A 19,110-nucleotide genomic window follows, 5' to 3' on the forward strand; every position below is an offset into this window, starting at 1 on the left:
GAAAGTCCCATGACTGAGATAAAACTGGCCGTGCAGGATTTGTGCGTGGAGTTTCGCAACGCCGGCAAAACCTCCCTGGCGGTGCGTGATGTGTCGTTCACCCTGGGGCGGGAAAAACTCGCCATCGTCGGTGAATCCGGCTCGGGCAAATCCACCGTCGGCCGCAGCTTGTTGCGCCTGCATCCGCCGACGGCGCGGGTCACCGCCAAGACCCTGCGTTTTGCCGACATCGATTTGCTGAAGGCCAGCGAAAAGCAGATCCAGGCGATTCGTGGCGCGCGCATGTCGATGATCATGCAGGATCCGAAATACTCGCTGAACCCGGTGGTGCGGGTCGGCGAGCAAATCGCCGAAGCCTATCTCGCCCATCACAAGGTGCCCCATCGCGAAGCCCGCGAAAGGGCGCTGGACATGCTCGGCAAGGTGCACATCCGTGATCCTCGAAGGGTCTATGACCTGTACCCCCATGAAGTCTCGGGTGGCATGGGCCAGCGGATCATGATCGCCATGATGGTGATTACCGATCCTCAGGTGATCATCGCCGACGAGCCGACCTCGGCGCTGGACGTGTCGGTGCGCCGGCAGGTGCTCAACGTATTGGAGGAGTTGGTCAGCGAGCGTGACCTGGGACTGATCTTCATCAGCCATGACCTGAACCTGGTGCGGCATTTCTGTGATCGCGTGCTGGTGATGTATGCCGGCCGGGTGGTCGAGTCGATTGCCGCCGCTGACCTGGATAACGCCACCCATCCCTACACCCGAGGCCTGTTGGCCGCGTTGCCAAGCCTGGATCACCCGCGCGCCACGCTGCCGGTGCTGCAGCGCGACCCACGTTGGTTGAACGCTTGAGGAGCCTGTCATGAACATGATCGAAATCGCCGGCCTGAACCTCAGTTTCGGCACCGGCGCGGCACTGAACGCGGTACTGCACGACGTCGACCTGAGCGTTGGCGAAGGCGAGGCATTCGGCCTGGTGGGGGAGTCCGGTTCGGGCAAGACCACCGTGCTGCGTTGCCTGGCCGGACAGTACCAGCACTGGGCGGGACGGTTGCAGATCGCCGGGCGGGCGGTGACGCGCAAGCTGCCGCTGGACCACTACCGCACCGTGCAGATGGTTTTCCAGGATCCCTACGCTTCATTGCATCCGCGCTACACCATCGACGCCGCGTTGCAGGAACCGCTGCGCATCCACGGCATTGACGGGCGCGGGCAAAAGGTCAGCGAGATCCTGCGCAAGGTCGGCTTGAACGACAGCTTCCGCTTTCGTTATCCGCATCAGTTGTCCGGCGGCCAGCGCCAGCGCGTGGCGATTGCCCGGGCGCTGATCCTGCGGCCGCGGGTATTGCTGCTGGACGAGCCAACCTCGGCACTGGACGTCTCGGTGCAGGCGGAAATTCTCAATCTGCTGGCTGATCTGCGTCGTCAGGAGGGCCTGACCTACCTGATGGTGACCCATGATCTGGCCGTCGTTGCGCACTTGTGTGATCGGCTGGCGGTGATGCAACAGGGCCGGGTGGTGGAAACCCTCGACAGCCAGCTGCTGGCGAGCGATGGCGCCGCCCACGAGTACACCCGTTTGCTGGTGCAAGCCAGTCGCGACATACAGCGAATACCCATCGCCGTATGAAGTAACCAAGCCGCTGTAACTGTTTTAAACCGCAGCACACGTTGAACCGCAAGTTTCAATGCGCGCACGCGCTCGCCTGCGATTTGACGTTCACCCCAACTATTGATTTCAACCAACAAGAATAAAAAACATGAAAAAGATATTCACCGTTTTGTCGATCGCTTCATTGTTCACTTCGTTTGTCGTTCAGGCCGATACCGGTTACATCAACGTTCGCCATCAATACGCCGAAAAGACCCGCATGCACGCCGACCGCGCCAAGTTCGGCATCAGGCTGGATAACGGTGTGGGCCTGGAAGGCGAACTCAAATACAAGACCGCCGGGGATCGGGAAGATGTCGCCTTCGACAACACTGTCGGCAGCGGCCATGAGTTCACCGTCAACTACCAGCACAAGATCGACGACCGCTGGACGCTGACGCCTTCGTTCGCCATGGAAAGCGACGAGGAGTCCACCACCTACAAGATGGGCTTGCGCCTGGGCTACAAGATCACCAAGGAACTGAGCATCGCCGGGCGTTACCGTTACGACGCCAGCAAACTGGACCGCGACAAGGTGGATCACGACGTGCCGGACAATGGCCAGGACGACCAGACGATCCATCGCTACGACGTCTACATCAACTATGCGAACCAGGGGCCGTGGGCCTATGAATACCAACTGACTTACTTCGATGCCGATTACATTCGTTACAACGGCGGTACTGACGACTATGAGCAGAATGCCGTGGTCAAGTACAAGTGGGATAAGCGTTGGGCACCGTTCTTTGAGGTCGGTGACATCAAGGTCAATTCGGTGGACAGCGATCGGCAGTTGCGCTTGCGGGTGGGTATTCAATACAACTTTTTTTGAGTCGCGAGATCACCGGGATCAACTTGTGGGAGCGAGCTTGCTCGCGATAGCGGTCTGTCTGGGGCGGTGATGTTGGATGTGCCACCGTCTTCGCGAGCAGGCTCGCTCCCACAGGGAACAAAGGTTATTCGTTGTAGAACGCCTGGCGTTGTTGGGTTTCACACAGGCGCATGCGGCTGTTGCTCAAGTGCAGGTACATGGCCGCCCGCGCCGCGTCGGCATTGCGGCTGGCGATGGCATCGAAAATCTGCTGGTGTTCGGCGTTGATCCCCTGCAGGTAGGCGCTGCGATCACTTTGCCCGGAGTAGGCGGAGTTCATCCGGGTGCGCGGGATCAGCTTTGTACCCAGGTGCTTCATGATGTCGATCAGGTAGTAATTGCCGGCCGCCTTGGCGATTTTCAGATGGAACTGGAAATCGGCATTGATCGTGGTGCCGGATTTTTCCGGCCCTTGCAGCAACGCCTCCAGCGCCTGGGCCAGTTCGGCCAGGGCTTCGGGCGTGGCGCGTTCTGCGGCCATGCCGGCGGCCTGCACTTCCAGGCTCAGGCGAAACTCCAGCAAATTGAGTACGTCCGACAACGTCGCAATGGTCGCCGGCCCGAGGGTGAACCCCTCCGGTGCCGGCATATCCAGGACAAACGTACCGACGCCATGGCGGGTCTCGACCAACCCCGCCGCCTGCAAGCGCGACAGCGCCTCGCGCACCACCGAACGGCTGACACCCTCGGCTTCCATGATGTGCACTTCGGTGGGGAGCTTTTCGCCGCATTTCAGAATGCCGTCGCGCATGCGCTGGGCAAAACGGTCGACCAGTGTTTCGGCCAGGCGGCGCGGCTTGTTCAATGGAGATAACGCTTGGTCCGTCATCGGCGTGCTCTAGTGTGATCAGCGGGCATTATAGTGAGTTTTGGCCCAAGGTCGCGGCTATAATGCCGCGATCGTCTGGCTTGATGGATAGGTGCAATGGAGCGTGTCACAACCGATCGACGCCTGAGCATGACTCAGCAACTGGTGGTCGACCTGACGCAGCAGATACTCGCAGGCGAGCTGCCGGCGGGCAGCAAACTGCCAACCGAACAGGTGATCATCAAAGAGCGCGGCGTCAGTCGGACCGTGGTCCGCGAAGCCATGTCGCGGCTGCAGGCCGAAGGCTTGGTCGAGACGCGCCATGGCATCGGCACCTTCGTCGTCGACACCGCGCGCCCGGGTGATTTCCAGGGCGGCAAGCACATCAAGGGCGGCGCCCATGACGCGCTGGCCGTCATCGAACTGCGCCTGAGCCTGGAAGTGGAAGCGGCCGGCATCGCTGCGCAACGCGCCACGCCGGAGCAGTTGCTGGCAATGCGCGAAGCGCTGGATGCGGCGAATGCCGCCGACGCAACGGACGACAACAGCGCCCGGATGGATTTCGAATTTCATCGGCAGATTGCCCAATGCACCGGCAACAGCTTTTTTATCGACGCGATGGCGCACGTCGGCAATACCCTGATCGCCGTGGTCCAGCAGGCGCTGCCAGCGATGGCAACTGAAAATCGAGCATTGGTGGTGCGTGAACGCGAGCAGATCTACGCGGCATTGGCGCGACGGGACGGCGAAGCGGCGCGGGCGTCGATGCGGTTGCATCTGATCAACATGCAGCAGCGGGTCCGGGGTGTGGTGGAGTCGAAGGCGCCGTAACCGCGCACCACTGTGGGAGCGAGCCTGCTCGCGAACAAGCCCGCATGGAGTGCTTCTCTGCAGCGGCGGGGGCTGTTGTGGCGAGGGAGCTTGCTCCCGCTGGGCTGCGAAGCGGCCCCCGCTTTTTTTGCGACTGCTGCGCAGCCGAGCGGGAGCAAGCTCCCTCGCCACGGAATCCACATCAACCTCTGCGCTGACTAACAGACCGATTTCGCGAGCAGGCTCGCTCCCACAACGTTAGTCAATGCGCATGGTTGTGCCCGACGGTCACCGCCATGCGGCTGAGAATCAAACCTTCGCAGGGTTCTGCTTTTGCGGATCAATGCCGTAAAGCCTGATGGCCTCGGCTACTTTTTCCCGCGGTATTTCCCCGTCGTCGGCCAGGGCCTTCAACGCCGCGAGGGCGATGAAATGACGATCCACCTCAAAGAATCTACGCAGTGACTCACGGGTATCCGATTGGCCGAAACCGTCGGTGCCGAGGGCCACGAAGCGTCGATTGGGTGCGAACGGGCGGATCTGGTCGGCGAATATCTTCATGTAGTCAGTCGCGACCACCACCGGCCCCTGTTTGTCCTGCAGGCAACTTTCCACATAACCGATACGCGGCGCGTGCTCGGGATGCAGCAGGTTCCAGCGTTCGGCTTCCTGGCCGTCGCGACGCAGTTCGGTCAGGCTGGTTACGCTCCAGACTTCGCTGCTGACGCCAAAGTCCTGTTCCAGCAACTGCGCCGCCGCGACCACTTCCTGAAGAATCGAACCGCAGCCCATCAGTTGGACATGCTTGCCTTCGACAGGCTTTTCAGGCGCCGAGAGCCGGTACATGCCCTTGAGAATGCCTTGCTCGACACCTTCGGGCATTGCAGGTTGTGCGTAGTTTTCGTTGAGTACGGTGACGTAATAGAAGATGTCTTCGTTTTCGGCATACATCCGCCGCATGCCGTCCTGGATGATCACGGCCAATTCATAGGCGTAGGTCGGGTCGTAGGACACGCAGCAGGGGATGGTCGAGGACAGCAGATGGCTGTGGCCGTCGTCATGTTGCAGGCCTTCGCCCATCAGCGTGGTCCTGCCGGAGGTGGCGCCGAGCAGGAAGCCGCGAGCCCGGGCGTCACCGGCGGCCCAGGCGAGGTCGCCGACGCGCTGGAAGCCGAACATCGAATAAAAGATGTAGAAGGGCACCGTCATCACGCCGTGGGTGCTGTAGGACGTACTCGCGGCGATCCATGAAGAAATCCCGCCGGACTCGTTCAGCCCCTCCTGCATGATCTGGCCGTCCCGGGCTTCCTTGTAATAGCTCAACTGGCCGGCGTCTTGCGGCGTATATAGCTGGCCGACGTGGGAATGGATACCGATCTGGCGGAACAGGCTTTCCATGCCGAAGGTCCGTGATTCGTCCGGGACAATGGGCACGATCAGCTTGCCGATATTCGGATCCTTGAGCAGTGTGCCGAGGATGCGCACGAACGCCATGGTGGTAGAGATCGCCCGTTCGCCAGTGCCTTTGAGTTGTGTATCCAGCGACGACAAAGGCGGGACCTGCAACGGCGCCACGGCATTAAAACGGGCCGGGATATAGCCGCCCAACTGGCTGCGCCTGGCTTGCAGGTACAGCGCCTCGACGCTGTCCGCGGCCGGCTTGAGGTAAGGCATGTCGCCCAACTGGTCATCGCTGAGTTCCAGACCGAACCGATCACGGAACGCCTTGACCGCGTCGTCGCCCATTTTCTTGAGCTGATGGTTGATGTTCTGGCCTTCACCGGCTTCGCCCATGCCGAAACCCTTCACGGTCTTGGCCAGGATCACGGTCGGCCCGCCGGTGTGGCGCATGGCGGCGGCATAGGCGTTGTGGACTTTTTCCGGGTCGTGGCCGCCGCGAGACAGCTTCCAGATATCGTCGTCGCTCAGGTCGCTGACCAGCTCCAGCAGCTCTGGATACTTGCCGAAGAAGTGCTCGCGCACATAGGCGCCGTTCTGGGATTTGTAGTTCTGATAATCGCCGTCCACGCACTCCATCATCCGCTGGCGCAGCAGGCCGCTCTTGTCTTTATCGAGCAGGGCATCCCAGCCGCTGCCCCAGATCACCTTGATCACATTCCAGCCGGCCGCCCGGTACAGGCTTTCGAATTCCTGGATCACCTTGCTGTTGCCACGCACCGGGCCGTCCAAGCGTTGCAGGTTGCAGTTGACGACAAAGATGATGTTGTCGAGCTTCTCCCGGCCCGCCAGGGAAATCGCCGCCAGGGATTCGGGCTGGTCCATTTCACCATCACCGAGAAACGCCCAGACCTTGCGGCCCTGGTGTTCCTTCAGGCCGCGATCTTCCAGGTAGCGCATGAACCGGGCCTGATACGCGGCCGTGATAGGACCCAGCCCCATGGACACTGTCGGGAACTGCCAGAAGTCAGGCATCAGCCGTGGATGCGGATAGGACGAAACGCCGTCGCGGTCGGTCTCGCGGCGAAAGTTATCCAACTGTTCTTCGCTCAGGCGTCCTTCCAGATAAGCGCGTGCATAGATGCCCGGTGATGAGTGGCCCTGGATGTACACCATGTCACCGGCGAACTGCTCGGTGCGGCCACGGAAAAAATGCTCGAAGCCGACGTCATACAAAACCGCCGCCGACGCGTAGGACGCGATGTGCCCGCCGACGTTCGAATGTTTGCCGGCGCGCAGCACCATGGCCAGCGCGTTCCAGCGGATATAGGCATTGATCCGGCGCTCCACGGCCAGGTCGCCGGGGTAGGGCTGCTGGCGGTCGGCCGGGATGGTATTGACGTAGGGCGTCGTCACGCGCCCGTAGAAATCACCGTGGCGGTTGGCGTCGAAATCAAGCATCTGATCGATCAGGTAGTGGGCACGAGAGCGCCCTTCGACACTCGCCACCGATTCAATGGATTCGAGCCATTCGCGAGTCTCTTGTGGATCCTCGTCGAGAAACATGGATTGTTGTGCCATCGTTGTCGTCTCCTGGACAGTGCAGCAGCACCGAGTCGTTTGGTGCCTGACTAAGGGGCGTGGGTCGACGCCAACCTTCGAGAATTTTGTAGTTGCACTTGCAACTACGTGCGAGAACTTAGCCTGCCGCGCGCTACAATTGCAACTAAATCGATTTCTTGAGAAAGGTGCTGCATGTCATCCAGCGAGCCGGATACCTGGTTCAGATTCGTCAGGGCCCACCGTTGCCTGATCCGCGAAATCGAGCGTCGGCTGGCGTCCGCCGGGCTGCCGGCCTACGCCTGGTACGACGCGTTATGGGGCCTGGAAAGCGGCCCCGACGGCGCCCGGCGGATGAGCGAACTGGCCGATGTCATGGCCATCGAGCGCTACAACCTCACCCGCCTGGTGGACCGCCTGGAGGCGGAAGGCCTGGTCACCCGCAGCCGCGCCAGTGATGACGGCCGAGGGGCGTATGCCGCCATCACCGAGAGCGGGAAAGTGCTGCGCAAGAAAATGTGGAAAATCTACGAAGAGGCGGTGGACGAATTGTTCCTGGCGCAGTTCGACGACGACCAGCAGCGAGTCTTCAGCGAAGCGCTGGAGCGTGCGGCCACAGCGGCGCGCAGCAGTGGTCGAAGGAAATAGGCGATGGACTTCACTCAGTGCCGGATAAGCCACCCATGATCAAATGGTTCAAGACCCTCACCCGAACGGATGTCATTGCAACACTCGCCTTGGTCGTCTCCATCGCGTCCGCGTTCTTCAGCTACCAGCAATACCAGCACGGCATCGCCAGTCGAAAGACGCCGATCATCGTCCGTGTCGGTGCTGAACACGACAAAGTCTCGTTCTTCAAGCCCCACGCCGACTTCCCGGTACTCTTCAAACAGCGTTACAAGATCATCCTCACTAACAACAGCTTCAATCCGGAAAGCGTCATTGACTGGCGAATATGGGAGCGCCGGGAGGAGGGCGGCGGGCAGTACATCGGCATGAAATCCAAGCTGCTCGATTCCACGGGAATGCCGATGACCTTGCCATTCCTGATCGCTGCGAAAGAGAGCAAAGTGCTCTTCCTCGACGTTGGCCAGAAAGTCACGCCAGAGGCGTGGGCGGCGGTGGGACCCGCGGTGAGTCTCGGAAAAGAACTGGACTGGTTCGACGCAGACAGGATTTTTGCCGACGCGGGTTATCCACAGTTCGGCCAGCTTGCGCCGGGAGAAAGCTCCCGGTATCAGGACCTGCAAGTCAACCGCTGGACCAAGGGCCCCACGTACCAGGAATTCCAGTTGAACTTCACCAAGGCCGATGGCTACGAAGTGGCTGCGCAGTTATCGCTGAATGTCAGTGATGTTTATCCACAGGGGGAGGCGGTGCGGTAGCTGGACGCCAGCTAGGCTAGGACACCAATAAACAAATCCATTTGTTGGGAGAGGTACGCCGATAAATTAGAAATTTCTTTGACCTATTCATTCGTCAGCAGCCATTCCCCTTTAGCCATTGCGTTAAGACTTCTATGACCTAAAAACTGCACAATTTGATCATCGAAGGATTCATCCAAATCGAGATCGAATTGAAGCGAATCATCTTCCTCCTCGTCCGGTAAGAATCCACTGATAGATAGGTACATAGAGCTCCTATTTCTCAATTCACTCGGTACGTATTTCCTCAATCAACGTTGCAGGTGAGTTGGAAAATATGATCGTCGTCGTAAAATTCTTTGCCGACTAGTGCTTCAATAGCGGCGGCTTGGCTGGGGCTCAGGTCATAACCTTCATCGCCACGCTGCGGCGCCGTCCACCCCATGATTTGTTTCAGTCGTACGTCGCAGTTTTCGGGGAGCTCAACCTCAAAAGCCAGGAACTCGCTCGATCTGTCAAAAGCCTCAACAATGTATTTCAAGGTTCCACCTCGCGTGTATCGTCCGCTTCTTTGGTTTGTTCACCTGTTACGGAATTGAATTCCCCGAGGTGTTTTCCACGTTTATTGTATTTTTCGACTCTCCCGTGCTGGCTATCCCATTCGTAAATAGTCCCATCCTTTGTTTTCCATCGCTTCCGCAGGCCACCTCCGCCTTTTATAGGCGTCTTACGGGGGGCGATTATTGCATCAGGAAACGCAATAAGCCCCTTTGGAGGTGGGTAGTATTTATGATCTCCTTGAGCGGGTTTTGAAAGCACCACATAAAGCGACTTCAGCCCCGTATCCGCCGGAAACACCAGAATCCAGTCTTCGGCCGTGATGTCTTCCCCCGGCAGCCCATCAATCTGGCTGTCGACATCCTCCGCTATCGGATGGACGAAGATCGTGTCCAGCTGTTTGCCAATATCCTCCGGATAGGTCAGCGGCGGAAGCGAGCCATGCGGGGTTTGCTGTGGCGTCCAGATGAGGGTGACGTCGTTGAGCTTGGCTTCCATGGCGGTGTGGTCGGCGTTCCAAGTCACCTGTACGGTGCGCACCGAGTCGTCGCCGGATGGGCCGCTGTGGATGCCATATACCTGGAGCACGCCTGCGGCATCGCGGCGCAATTGGAAGCGCACGCGGGTGGTGGCGTGGCTCAGGCGGCGTAGCTGGTCATCGGTGTACAGCGTGCCGTCGTTCATCTTGGCCGGGAGCATGCCCAGGACGAAGACGCTGGCTGGGCCGCCGGCGCCGCGTAGCGCCCAGGTCAGGCGCTGTTGCATGATCCCGCCGCCGGCGATGCGACCCAGCGCCAGGTCAGCGCCAAGGGCCGAGGCAATGGCGGTACTCGCCGAGGGCATGAGCATGGCGCCCGCCACCATGATCCGGCCGAAGTTCGAGGCCGGTTCGCGGATGACGCCGGCGCCTGTCCGGCACCAGTTTTCCGCGCTGCAGGATTTGGCGAACAGCAGGTCTTCGCGTGGCTTGGGCTGCGGCCATCGTTCCGGGGGCCTGCGAACCGGTTCGGGTTCCGGTTTCTGGCGTGGCATGGAACCGCCGCTTGAACCGCCGAACGCCATGCTCACCAATAACAAGTCGCCGTTCCTGACGGCCTTGACGATATCGATGCCTCCGTGGAGTCTCGAGTGTATTCGATACTGATCCGGCCCATAGACGGTGAGGCCGTTCATCAGCGCGCTCTCGACCGTAAGCGCGGCAACATCGGCAGCCACGGTCGACTCAAAGCCTTTTTCCTCCCACCTTATCAAGCGCATTGCGTTCCTTTGCGTTTCAAGTAGGCGGGCCATTCTGGTGAGGCGTTCCATGACCAGCAATGCAAGGACCGTTGCGGCATATGTCGGGCCAGTCGCACCGGCGCGCGGGTTCGCGGGTTGCTAGGCAGCACATATCCCCCGTGGCGAGGGAGCTTGCTCCCGCTGGGCTGCGCAGCAGCCCCCTGGCGGTGTGTCAGGAAAAAAAGGTTGGCAGGTTTGCGACTGCTGCGCAGCCGAGCGGGAGCAAGCTCCCTCGCCACGGGATTGATGTGGTTCAACGGATCGCGATGCGGCAGCGGTGGCTCACTCGAAGCTCAATACTTCACAGCCCTTGGCCTCGACCATGTCGCTGAATTCCGGCATGCGCGCCACAAACTCCGTCTCGAACGCCAGATACCGATCCTGCGCCGGCACATAACGAATCTCCGGCTTGATCCGCGGCAGGTCCTTGGACGTCAGCTTCAGCACCTGGTTGCTCCGTTGGTTCCAGAACCACGCCAGCGTGTGTGTGCCGAAAGTGTTGGCGCGATAGCTCCAAACCCACCAGTCGCCATGCCCACGCGCGACGTGTAGTTGTCCATGAAACGTGCGCAACGTGATCACCTGTTTGGGCTGGGTGACCAGCAGGCGGGTGTCCTGGCGCAGCTCACTGCCGAAGCCGTCCAGCGTCGCCTGGGTCTTGGCGCCGGTGATGAAGTTGAAGCGCCACGCCAGCAACACTGTCTCCTGATACCCCGCGTGCTCGAGGTTCTGCCGCGCGCCTTCGCTGAACAGCAGAATCTCGTCACCGCCCAGATACGCCGTGGCTGGCCGCAGCTTGTAGGCCTCGAATGGCATCGGTTTGGCGGCGATGGCCTGGTGCGGCGGGTCCAGGTTCCAGACCCAGCAGCGCTTGCCGTTGTGCTGCATGAACAGCAAGCGGCGGGGGCCGATGGGCAGGATTGTCAGCTCCTCCGAATCCTCGAAGATCACCTCGCTGCTGTCCCCCGTGATCCGCCAGATTCGCGTCAGATGCTCGGGCTGGTAAATACGCTGACGTTCGAAAATCTCCTCGTCCATCACGACACAAGGCTCTTCGAATGCCTGCCATTGCATTTCGGCAGGGCCGAAATCCTTGATGGCATCGCCCCGGAGGACCTCGTATTTGAACCGATCATCCGCATTGTAATCGCCGTGTTTGACCTGGCGCCTCCACAGGCTGCGCTGGGCGTTGGCGTCGATCAGCCGCAGATCGGCGCCGTCCACGCCATCAGCGCGCTGATCGAGCATGTCCTGTTCGGCGGGCGGCCATTGGTTGTAGTCGATCAGGAAGCACAGCCAACGGTTTTCGTCCTGCTCGGTAATCGCGGCCCAGCCGTTGCGGTAGTTGTATTCATGCACGTAGGTGGGGCCTGGATAGTCATGGACTTCCTGCAACCACTTGACTTTGCCGCGCTTGGGTTTGGCCGGCTTGGGTGCTTTTACCGCAGATGGCTCGATCAACGTCGCCGTGAACCTTGGCTCCCCGCGAGGGCTTTGCCAATGCTGGGCAAACGCCTCACGCTGATCGGAAGGAAAAATCACCGGCCGATAATCGTCGCCACCGGCATCCAGGTTCCACAAGTCATAACCCTGACCCGCCAACACCGGTGCCAACGCCTCGAAGCAGACCTCGGGCATCTCGTTGGACAGCTCATCCAACAACGCCTCGAATTCCGGTCCGGCAAACACACCGACGTCGGGATAGTAATGCTGCAACAGTCCGAGCAAGTCGCTGCCCGGTGTTTTCCAATCGATATGAACCAATGGATCAAAACGAGCTGCCATCACGGCTGTTTCCTTGTGGTTTCTCTGCGTATCCCAGCTGCACACCACCAACCTCAAGCAAACCAATAAGCCGATTTTGATTGATTGGTCGGGTACAGACTACTGTGGGGGCGAGGACGGCGACCAACCCCGTGGCGAGGGAGCTTGCTCCCGCTGGGCTGCGCAGCAGCCCCAACCCGGCCCACTCAACGCCCCGGAAACTCCCCCAGATAACAAACCGGCGAACTCGAATCCGCCCGCTTCTCAACCTCGTCCTCCAGCCACCGCGCCAACACCAGCGCATTATTCTCAACCGGCGACCTGGCCGCATACACCAACGTCAGCGTCCCGTCCCTCGCAATATCCACCAACTTCCACCAATGTTCCGGCCGGGCCGCCAGCTCTCGTCGATACGCCACATCGAACTCGGCAAACGAAACCGCCCCCGCCTTGAACGCCTTGCGCAACTCATGAGAAGGCCCAACTTCTGGCAGCCATGTATCGATCGCCAGCGCATCCTTGCGGCAATTGCGCGGCCACAGGCGATCAACCAGAACCCGCACGCCGTCCTCGGCGCTGGCGGTTTCGTAGGCGCGCTTGCATCGGATCATCAACGTCTGCCTGTCGAAGTGGGACCGCCTCAGCATAGGTCGCCCACGACGAGGCGACCAGCCTCCTTCCACCGCACTTTACCCACCCTTTGTGAAAAAAAGTTCACTCGATCCCTTCAATCAAAAGCCGCGGGCGCTCAAGCAAAGGTGCGCTCCGCAGGCGGCAGAGATGATGGCGCGGAGCACTGTGGGGATTTTCGAGCCGTCATCCGTCCGGAGGCGGTTTTCCATTTGATTTGTCGACAGCGAACCGCCTGGTCGTCATGGCACGGCCCGCCGTATTAAGGATGAGTGAACAAAAATGAACAGAGTTTACCGAGTCGTCTGGAATGCCGTGATGGGCGCATGGCAGGTGGCATCCGAGTTGGTCAAGAGCCACGGCAAGGACAAAAGCCGTACCTCGCTCAGCCTCGTCATCGGCGTGGGCGGCGGACTTTTCGCCTCGGTAGCGGCGGCGGGAGCGTTGCCCACCGGCGGCAACATCGTCGCGGGTAACGGCAGCATTCAGCAGAATGGCAGCAACATGGCCATTCATCAGGGCAGCGACAAGCTCGCGATCGACTGGCAGGGCTTTTCCGTCGGCAAAGGCAACACCGTCGAATTCGTCCAGCCTGGCAAGGCGTCGGTCGCCTTGAACCGTGTGCTGGGCTCGGACGTGTCGGTAATCCAGGGCGCGCTGAAAGCCAACGGCCAGGTGTTCCTGGTCAACCCCAACGGCGTATTGTTTACCCCCGGCGCACAGGTTGATGTGGGCGGCCTGGTGGCCTCCACGCTCAACTTGAGCACCGAAGATTTTCTCGCTGGCAACTACCGTTTCAGTGGCAACAGTGCCGCCTCGGTGGTCAACCAGGGCAACATCAATGCAGCGCAGGGCGGCACCATTGCCTTGATCGCCGCAAAAATCGTCAACGAAGGCAATATCACCGCGCACAAGGGCAATGTCCTGCTCGGCGCCGGCAGTGTCGTGACGCTCGACCTGGGCGGGCCGGTGCAACTGGAAGTGAAAGAAGGCGCGCTTCAAGCGTTGATCGAAAACGGCGGTGCCATTCGTGCCGATGCCGGCCGCATCCTGCTGACCGCCCGTGCGGCGGAAACCCTCGCAAGCACCGTCATCAACAACACCGGGTTGATCGAAGCGCGTTCCCTGGACATCGGTGAAAACGGCCTGGTCACGCTGATGGGTGACCATGGCGATGTGCAAGTCGCTGGGCGTATCGATGTGTCCTCCGACACCGCCAAGGGCGGCAAGATCGTCGTGACTGGCGAGCGCGTGGCGATCAAGGCAGGCGCCGGGCTCGACGCCACCGGCGCCAAGGGCGGCGGCGAAATCAATGTGGGCGGCAGCTGGCAAGGCAAGGACCCGTCGATCAAACAGGCCAGCCAGACCACCATCGCCGCAGGTGCCGTGCTCGACGCATCGGCCACCGACAACGGCAAGGGCGGTACCGTGGTGACCTGGTCGGATGTCAAGAAAGCGGGCAGCGTGACCCGCGTGGACGGCACCCTGAAAGCCACCGGCGGCGCCAAGGGCGGCGACGGCGGCAAGATCGAGACCAGCGGTGCGAAGCTGGCGGTGAGCAAGGCGGCCGATGCTTCGGCTAAAAACGGCAAGGGCGGCTTGTGGTTGCTCGACCCGGACAGCGTCACGGTGGGGCCGGGTAACGGAGGGTTGACCGGCGGCGCCAACGGGACAGAAGCCACGGTTGGCTTCAACGCGATCGATACGGCCCTGGCCGGTGGCACCGACGTGGCGATCAAGGCCGACAACAGCATCCACTGGAATGGCGACTACACCCCGTCGAGCATCAGCGGTGAGCGGACGCTGACCTTGCAGTCCGGACACAACGACGGCGGAACCGGCCGCTACGTCTTCGGCAATATTTTCCTCAACGGTGATATCGACGCCAGTGGCGCCGGCAATGGCAACAGCCTCGCGTTGATTCTCAACGGCAAGATCGCGCTCAACACCGATGTGAGCTTGAAGAGCAACGGCGGCAATGTCGTGTTTGCCGGCGTGGTGGACTCCGACGCGGTGGCCAACAACCGCCAACTGCGTGTCGATGCCGGTTCAGGTTCGATCATCTTCAGCGACATGGTCGGCGGTAACAGCGCGTTGGGCTCGCTGTACGCGACCACCAGTGGCGCCGGCAAAACCTATATCAACGGCGCGAAAGTCTTCACCAGCGGCGAGCAGGTCTACACCGGCGCCGTCGAGCTGGGCACTTCGCAGTTCCTGAACGCCGACTTCGAAAACGGCCTGGTCGGCTGGCAGACGTCCATCGCCCAGTTCTTCACCGGCGTCACCGTGGTCGACGGCGTGGTATCGCCAGATGACCCGACGCTCCCGACCACCTCGCCAACCAACGGCAATGCGCCGAGTGTTTCGCCTGGCGACCAGGGCGACATGAACTACAAACCGCTCACCCCGGTTGCCGCCGCTGGCCAGGGCAAGGACGGCGGCGCTGCGCTGCTGCTGGGTACCGAGAACAATTCCAACTGCCTCAACGCGCCCGCCGGTTGCATCATGCGCGGCCCTTCGGTCGTGAGCGAGGGCACGGTTTCGCTGGCGGCAGGGGAAGCGGTCAGTTTCGATTACAAACCGGTCGCTGGCGGTGACACCTACGATGTCTTCGGCTATCTGTTGAACGTCAACACCGGCGAATACCAGATCATCCTGAACGAAACGGGTAACGGTACCGGCGCGGTGAATTGGCAAACCCGCACGGCAACGGCTGATAGGGCTGGCACATACAAGTTCGTCTTCGTTTCTGGCAGCTTCGACCAGACCGCCGGCAAGCAGGTCGGTGGCTCGCTGTACGTCGACAACATCAAGACCAACACCTCGGGCAGCAAGGGCCTGCAGGGCAGTTCGATCACGTTCAACGGCAGCCTCAACAGCACCGATAACAACCTGGCCATCAAGGCGGACGATATCAACTTCAACGGTGGCGTTGGCAGCGTCACCGGCAACGGCAGCATCGCCCTTGAAACCAACACCCCGAGCAAGAACATTGCCGTGGGCGGCAGCACCGGCGATGCCCCCGGAGCGTTGGAGCTGACCGGCACCGACATCGGCGCGCTGAGCGACGGGTTCACTTCCGTCAAGATCGGTGGCGCCGACATGACCGGTGACATCAACGTCATCGAGCAAACCCGCTTCAATGACAGCCTGGTCCTCGATGCCGGTACCGGCAATATCCACATCAATGACCAACTGACCGTGGCGGACGCACCGGGCACCGGTAACGATGACAACAAACCGGCTCCGGTCCTGGCGTTGCAAAGCAATGGCGGCAAGATCGACCAGACCGCTGGCGGCGCCATTGTTGCCGATGGCCTGGTGCTGTTGGGTAACGGTGCCGTCCATGACCTGGACAACGCCGGCAACGACGTCAATACCATCGCCAGCAACACCGGCACGGTCAGCTTTGCCGATGTCGATGACCTGACCGTTGGCGTTGTGACCATTCCCGACAGCCAGACTCCGGCAAACCCGCAAGGCGTACCGGTTGCCGGCATGACCCAGACCGGTGACCTGAACCTTGTCTCTGACACCCTCACCGTCGGCCAGGCCTTGGTCACCCAGGGCGATACGAGCCTGACCGCCGACGAAATCGACCTCGCTGCGAGCGTCGCCGGTGGCGGCAGCCTCACCCTGCAGCAGAAGACCGATGGCCTGGATATCCACCTGGGCGGCAGCGACGATCCGGAAGTCACCGGGCCAAACGATCCGCTGGTGCTGTCTGACGCCGACCTGGCCAATATCCAGGATGGCTTCGACAAGGTCGTCATCGGTAACGACAAGACGCGCAACATCACCGTCGACGATGAAGGCGCGACCTTCAAGGACGACCTGGCCCTGGTCGCAAACGGCGTCCTCGACCTGCTGGGCAATCTGGCGCTCAAGGACCCCGAAGGCAGCGATGAAGACGGCGCCACCGGCAAGGGCCTGACCCTGAGCGTCGACGCGGGCAAAGGCGCGACCCAGGCAACTGGTGCGACCATTACCGCAGACGAACTGGCCTTGCGCGGCGAAGGTGACTTCAACCTGGGCAAGGGCGGGCATGACGTGAGTGTCATCGCCGCGGATGTCGGCAGCCTGAAATTCGCCGGCAACGGTGACCTGACGGTGGGCGTCGTGGGCGGTACCGTGGGGATCACCTCCGATGAGGCGGTCACCCTGAAAACCGATCACGACCTGACGCTGGCCAAAGGCATCACCATTGATAACGGCCCACGGGATGACGCCAACAATGGCGAAACCCGTGCCGACGACATCATCACCCTGGAAGTAGGGGGCAACACCACCCAGTCCAGCGACGTCGGGGCCAAGCTGGATGCCAGCGGCCTGGTACTGCTGGGCGGCAACTACGAGTTGAACAATTCAGACAACGTGATCGGCGATATCGCCAGCGAGGCGGGCAAAGTCCGCTTCAACAACAGCGGCGACCTCAAGGTGGGCACGCTGACCGCGACCCATGCCGACGGCACGCAAACCAGCCTCACCGGCGTGAACAACACGGGTGATGTCAGCATCGGCACCCAAGGCAATCTGGCAATCAACGAAGTGCTAGCCACCAGCGGCAACGTGTTTCTCAACGTCGACGGAAAGACCACGCAGGACAGCAACGGCAACATCACTGCCGACGGCCTCGCCCTCAACGGCGGCGACTTCGAGTTGCGCAACAACGGCAACGTAGTGGGTGATATCGCCAGCGAGGCCGGCAAGGTCGCCTTCAACAACACCGGCAACCTCAAGGTTGGCACGCTGACTGAAACCGATGGCAGCGGCAACGTGGTCAAGACCACGACTGGCGTGAACAACACTGGCGACGTGAGCATCGGCACCCAAGGCGATCTTGCGATAAACGAAGGGCTCGCCACCAGCGGCAACGTGTTCCTCAACATCGGCGGCAAAACCACTCAGGACGGCAACGGCAACATCACTGCAGACGGCCTCGCGCTCAACGGCGGCGATTTCGAGTTGCGCAACAACGGCAACGTGGTCGGTGATATCGCCAGTGAGGCGGGCAAGGTTGCGTTCAACAACACCGGCAACCTGAAGGTCGGCACGCTGACTGAAACCGACGGCAACGGCAACGTGGTCAGGACCACCACCGGCGTCAACAACAGCGGTGACGTGAGCATCGGCACTCAAGGCAATCTGGCGATCAACGAAGGGCTCGCCACCAGCGGCAACGTGTTCCTCAACATCGGCGGCAAGACCACCCAGGACGGCAACGGCAACATCACCGCCGACGGCCTGGCCCTCAAGGGTGGTGATTTCGACCTGCGCAATGCCAGCAACTGGGTCGGCGATATCGCCAGCCGAGCGAAGGACGTCAACTTCGTCAACCGCAGCGACGTCACCGTCGGCAGGTTGACCGAGACGGCACTGGACGGCACCCAGCTGGACCAGATCGTCGGCATCGGCAACACCGGCAAGGTCCAGGTCGTAACGACGACCGGCAACATCACCCTGGCCGAGAACGTCAGCACCACCAGTAACGCTTCCGATGCGATCGTGCTCAACGCCGGTCAATCGGCTTCGGCGGGCGTGGCCGCGGGCGGTGATGTGAAGGCTAATGCCGGCGTGACCGTGTCTACCGGCGTTGGTGGTCGGGCGGTGATCTACACCGGCAGCCTGGCCGGTAGCACCCGGATGGTCGATGTGGTCGGCAGTGGCAGCGGCAATTTCCGCTATAACAGCGACGAGCAGCAGAGCAACTTCGGCAGGGCGTTGGGCAACAGCGGCGTGCATGCCGTGTACCGCGAGCAACCGACCCTGGTGGTTTCCACCAACGGTACGACCACCCAGACCAAGGTGTTCGACGGCAGCACCACCTTCGACGGCGGCGGTATCGGCGGTTATGACGCCAACGGTCTGTGGAACGGCGACACCAAGCAGATGCTCGGCAACCCGCTGTACTCGGTGGGGACTTCCGGCCCAGGCTCGCACCTGATCAACATCGGTGGGCTGGCAGACCTGGGTTACCTGATCGTCAGCAACCCGGCCAACGCCAACCTCACCGTGAGCTCGTCCATTGACTATGAGGCCGTCCGGCAGAGCGTCGCCGATGCAACCCGCGTTGGCGCGCAGCAGAATTCGCCGCATGCCCCGGAGCTCGATCCGGCCCAGCCGAAACCGGCTGACTGGTCTGACTACGGCGTCGAGGACGGCGGTCTCCTGCTGGTGGACCAGGGCGGCACTCGGGCGAACGGCAATGCGGGCGACAGCGATTCGGCCGCCCAGGCCGAGGACACCGCCAGCGAGCGGGAACTGGCCGGGAACGTCTGCTCCGACGGCGGGGTATCCGCCGGCGGCGCGTGTGCGGCCTATCCGCCGCAGACCGTGTTCGTCGTACGCGGCGGTGTGCGCTTGCCAAGCCTGGCCATGCGTCCCTGAACCCTGACATCCACCTTTTCATTTGAAGGAGCCC

14 protein-coding genes are annotated in these 19,110 nt (G+C 61.2%); 7 read left to right on the top strand and 7 right to left on the bottom strand.

The features are described from left to right. The first annotated feature begins 9 nt into the window (after positions 1-9). The 3 genes from J3P89_RS04670 (at position 10) to J3P89_RS04680 (ending at position 2,480) form a co-directional block, all read left to right on the top strand. A complete protein-coding gene (locus J3P89_RS04670; protein WP_434628434.1) occupies positions 10-849 on the top strand; it encodes an ABC transporter ATP-binding protein in 840 nt (279 codons plus the stop codon). 10 nt (positions 850-859) lie between these two features. Continuing rightward, positions 860-1,627 carry an ABC transporter ATP-binding protein gene (locus tag J3P89_RS04675; RefSeq protein ID WP_434628436.1) on the top strand — a complete coding sequence of 256 codons (768 nt, stop codon included), beginning with the start codon at positions 860-862 and terminating at the stop codon, positions 1,625-1,627. A 130-nt stretch (positions 1,628-1,757) separates the two neighbouring features. Continuing rightward, on the top strand, positions 1,758-2,480 hold the full coding sequence (locus J3P89_RS04680; protein WP_434696830.1) for an oligogalacturonate-specific porin KdgM family protein: 723 nt from the start codon (positions 1,758-1,760) through the stop codon (positions 2,478-2,480). Between the two features lie 124 nt (positions 2,481-2,604). On the opposite strand, the gene J3P89_RS04685 is transcribed toward J3P89_RS04680, so the two are convergent. Then, positions 2,605-3,348: a FadR/GntR family transcriptional regulator gene (locus tag J3P89_RS04685; RefSeq protein WP_434571929.1), complete on the bottom strand. Its 744-nt coding sequence runs from the start codon at positions 3,346-3,348 to the stop codon at positions 2,605-2,607. A gap of 96 nt (positions 3,349-3,444) precedes the next feature. Between J3P89_RS04685 and J3P89_RS04690 the strand changes: the two genes are divergently transcribed. Further along, a complete protein-coding gene (locus J3P89_RS04690; protein ID WP_434571931.1) occupies positions 3,445-4,158 on the top strand; it encodes a FadR/GntR family transcriptional regulator in 714 nt (237 codons plus the stop codon). A 288-nt stretch (positions 4,159-4,446) separates the two neighbouring features. Here the strand turns inward: J3P89_RS04690 and aceE are convergent, their stop codons facing one another. Beyond that, positions 4,447-7,116: a pyruvate dehydrogenase (acetyl-transferring), homodimeric type gene (gene aceE, locus J3P89_RS04695; RefSeq protein WP_434696831.1), complete on the bottom strand. Its 2,670-nt coding sequence runs from the start codon at positions 7,114-7,116 to the stop codon at positions 4,447-4,449. A gap of 174 nt (positions 7,117-7,290) precedes the next feature. On the opposite strand from aceE, the gene J3P89_RS04700 reads away from it, so the two are divergent. Both J3P89_RS04700 and J3P89_RS04705 read left to right on the top strand, forming a co-directional pair. Then, positions 7,291-7,743: a MarR family winged helix-turn-helix transcriptional regulator gene (locus J3P89_RS04700; RefSeq protein ID WP_434696832.1), complete on the top strand. Its 453-nt coding sequence runs from the start codon at positions 7,291-7,293 to the stop codon at positions 7,741-7,743. A gap of 35 nt (positions 7,744-7,778) precedes the next feature. Further along, positions 7,779-8,480, top strand: a complete 702-nt coding sequence (locus J3P89_RS04705; protein ID WP_434696833.1) for a hypothetical protein — start codon at positions 7,779-7,781, stop codon at positions 8,478-8,480. An 83-nt stretch (positions 8,481-8,563) separates the two neighbouring features. Here the strand turns inward: J3P89_RS04705 and J3P89_RS04710 are convergent, their stop codons facing one another. From J3P89_RS04710 to J3P89_RS04730, 5 genes are all read right to left on the bottom strand, one after another. Further along, positions 8,564-8,728: a pyocin S6 family toxin immunity protein gene (locus tag J3P89_RS04710; protein WP_434696835.1), complete on the bottom strand. Its 165-nt coding sequence runs from the start codon at positions 8,726-8,728 to the stop codon at positions 8,564-8,566. A 38-nt stretch (positions 8,729-8,766) separates the two neighbouring features. Then, positions 8,767-9,000 (bottom strand): DUF7683 domain-containing protein, encoded by a 234-nt coding sequence (locus tag J3P89_RS04715; protein WP_434696836.1) that lies wholly within the window; start codon positions 8,998-9,000, stop codon positions 8,767-8,769. Next, positions 8,997-10,325, bottom strand: a complete 1,329-nt coding sequence (locus tag J3P89_RS04720; RefSeq protein WP_434696837.1) for a colicin E3/pyocin S6 family cytotoxin — start codon at positions 10,323-10,325, stop codon at positions 8,997-8,999. Before J3P89_RS04720 ends, J3P89_RS04715 begins: the two co-directional genes overlap by 4 nt. A gap of 252 nt (positions 10,326-10,577) precedes the next feature. Beyond that, positions 10,578-12,080, bottom strand: coding sequence for a hypothetical protein (locus J3P89_RS04725; RefSeq protein ID WP_434696838.1), 1,503 nt, complete (start codon positions 12,078-12,080; stop codon positions 10,578-10,580). A 185-nt stretch (positions 12,081-12,265) separates the two neighbouring features. Further along, positions 12,266-12,670, bottom strand: a complete 405-nt coding sequence (locus J3P89_RS04730; RefSeq protein WP_434696839.1) for a DUF488 domain-containing protein — start codon at positions 12,668-12,670, stop codon at positions 12,266-12,268. 301 nt (positions 12,671-12,971) lie between these two features. On the opposite strand from J3P89_RS04730, the gene J3P89_RS04735 reads away from it, so the two are divergent. Beyond that, a complete protein-coding gene (locus J3P89_RS04735; protein WP_434696840.1) occupies positions 12,972-19,076 on the top strand; it encodes a filamentous hemagglutinin N-terminal domain-containing protein in 6,105 nt (2,034 codons plus the stop codon). The last annotated feature ends 34 nt before the right edge of the window (positions 19,077-19,110 follow it).

Source organism: Pseudomonas sp. Z1-14 (genome assembly GCF_051132005.1).
Classification (GTDB): domain Bacteria; phylum Pseudomonadota; class Gammaproteobacteria; order Pseudomonadales; family Pseudomonadaceae; genus Aquipseudomonas.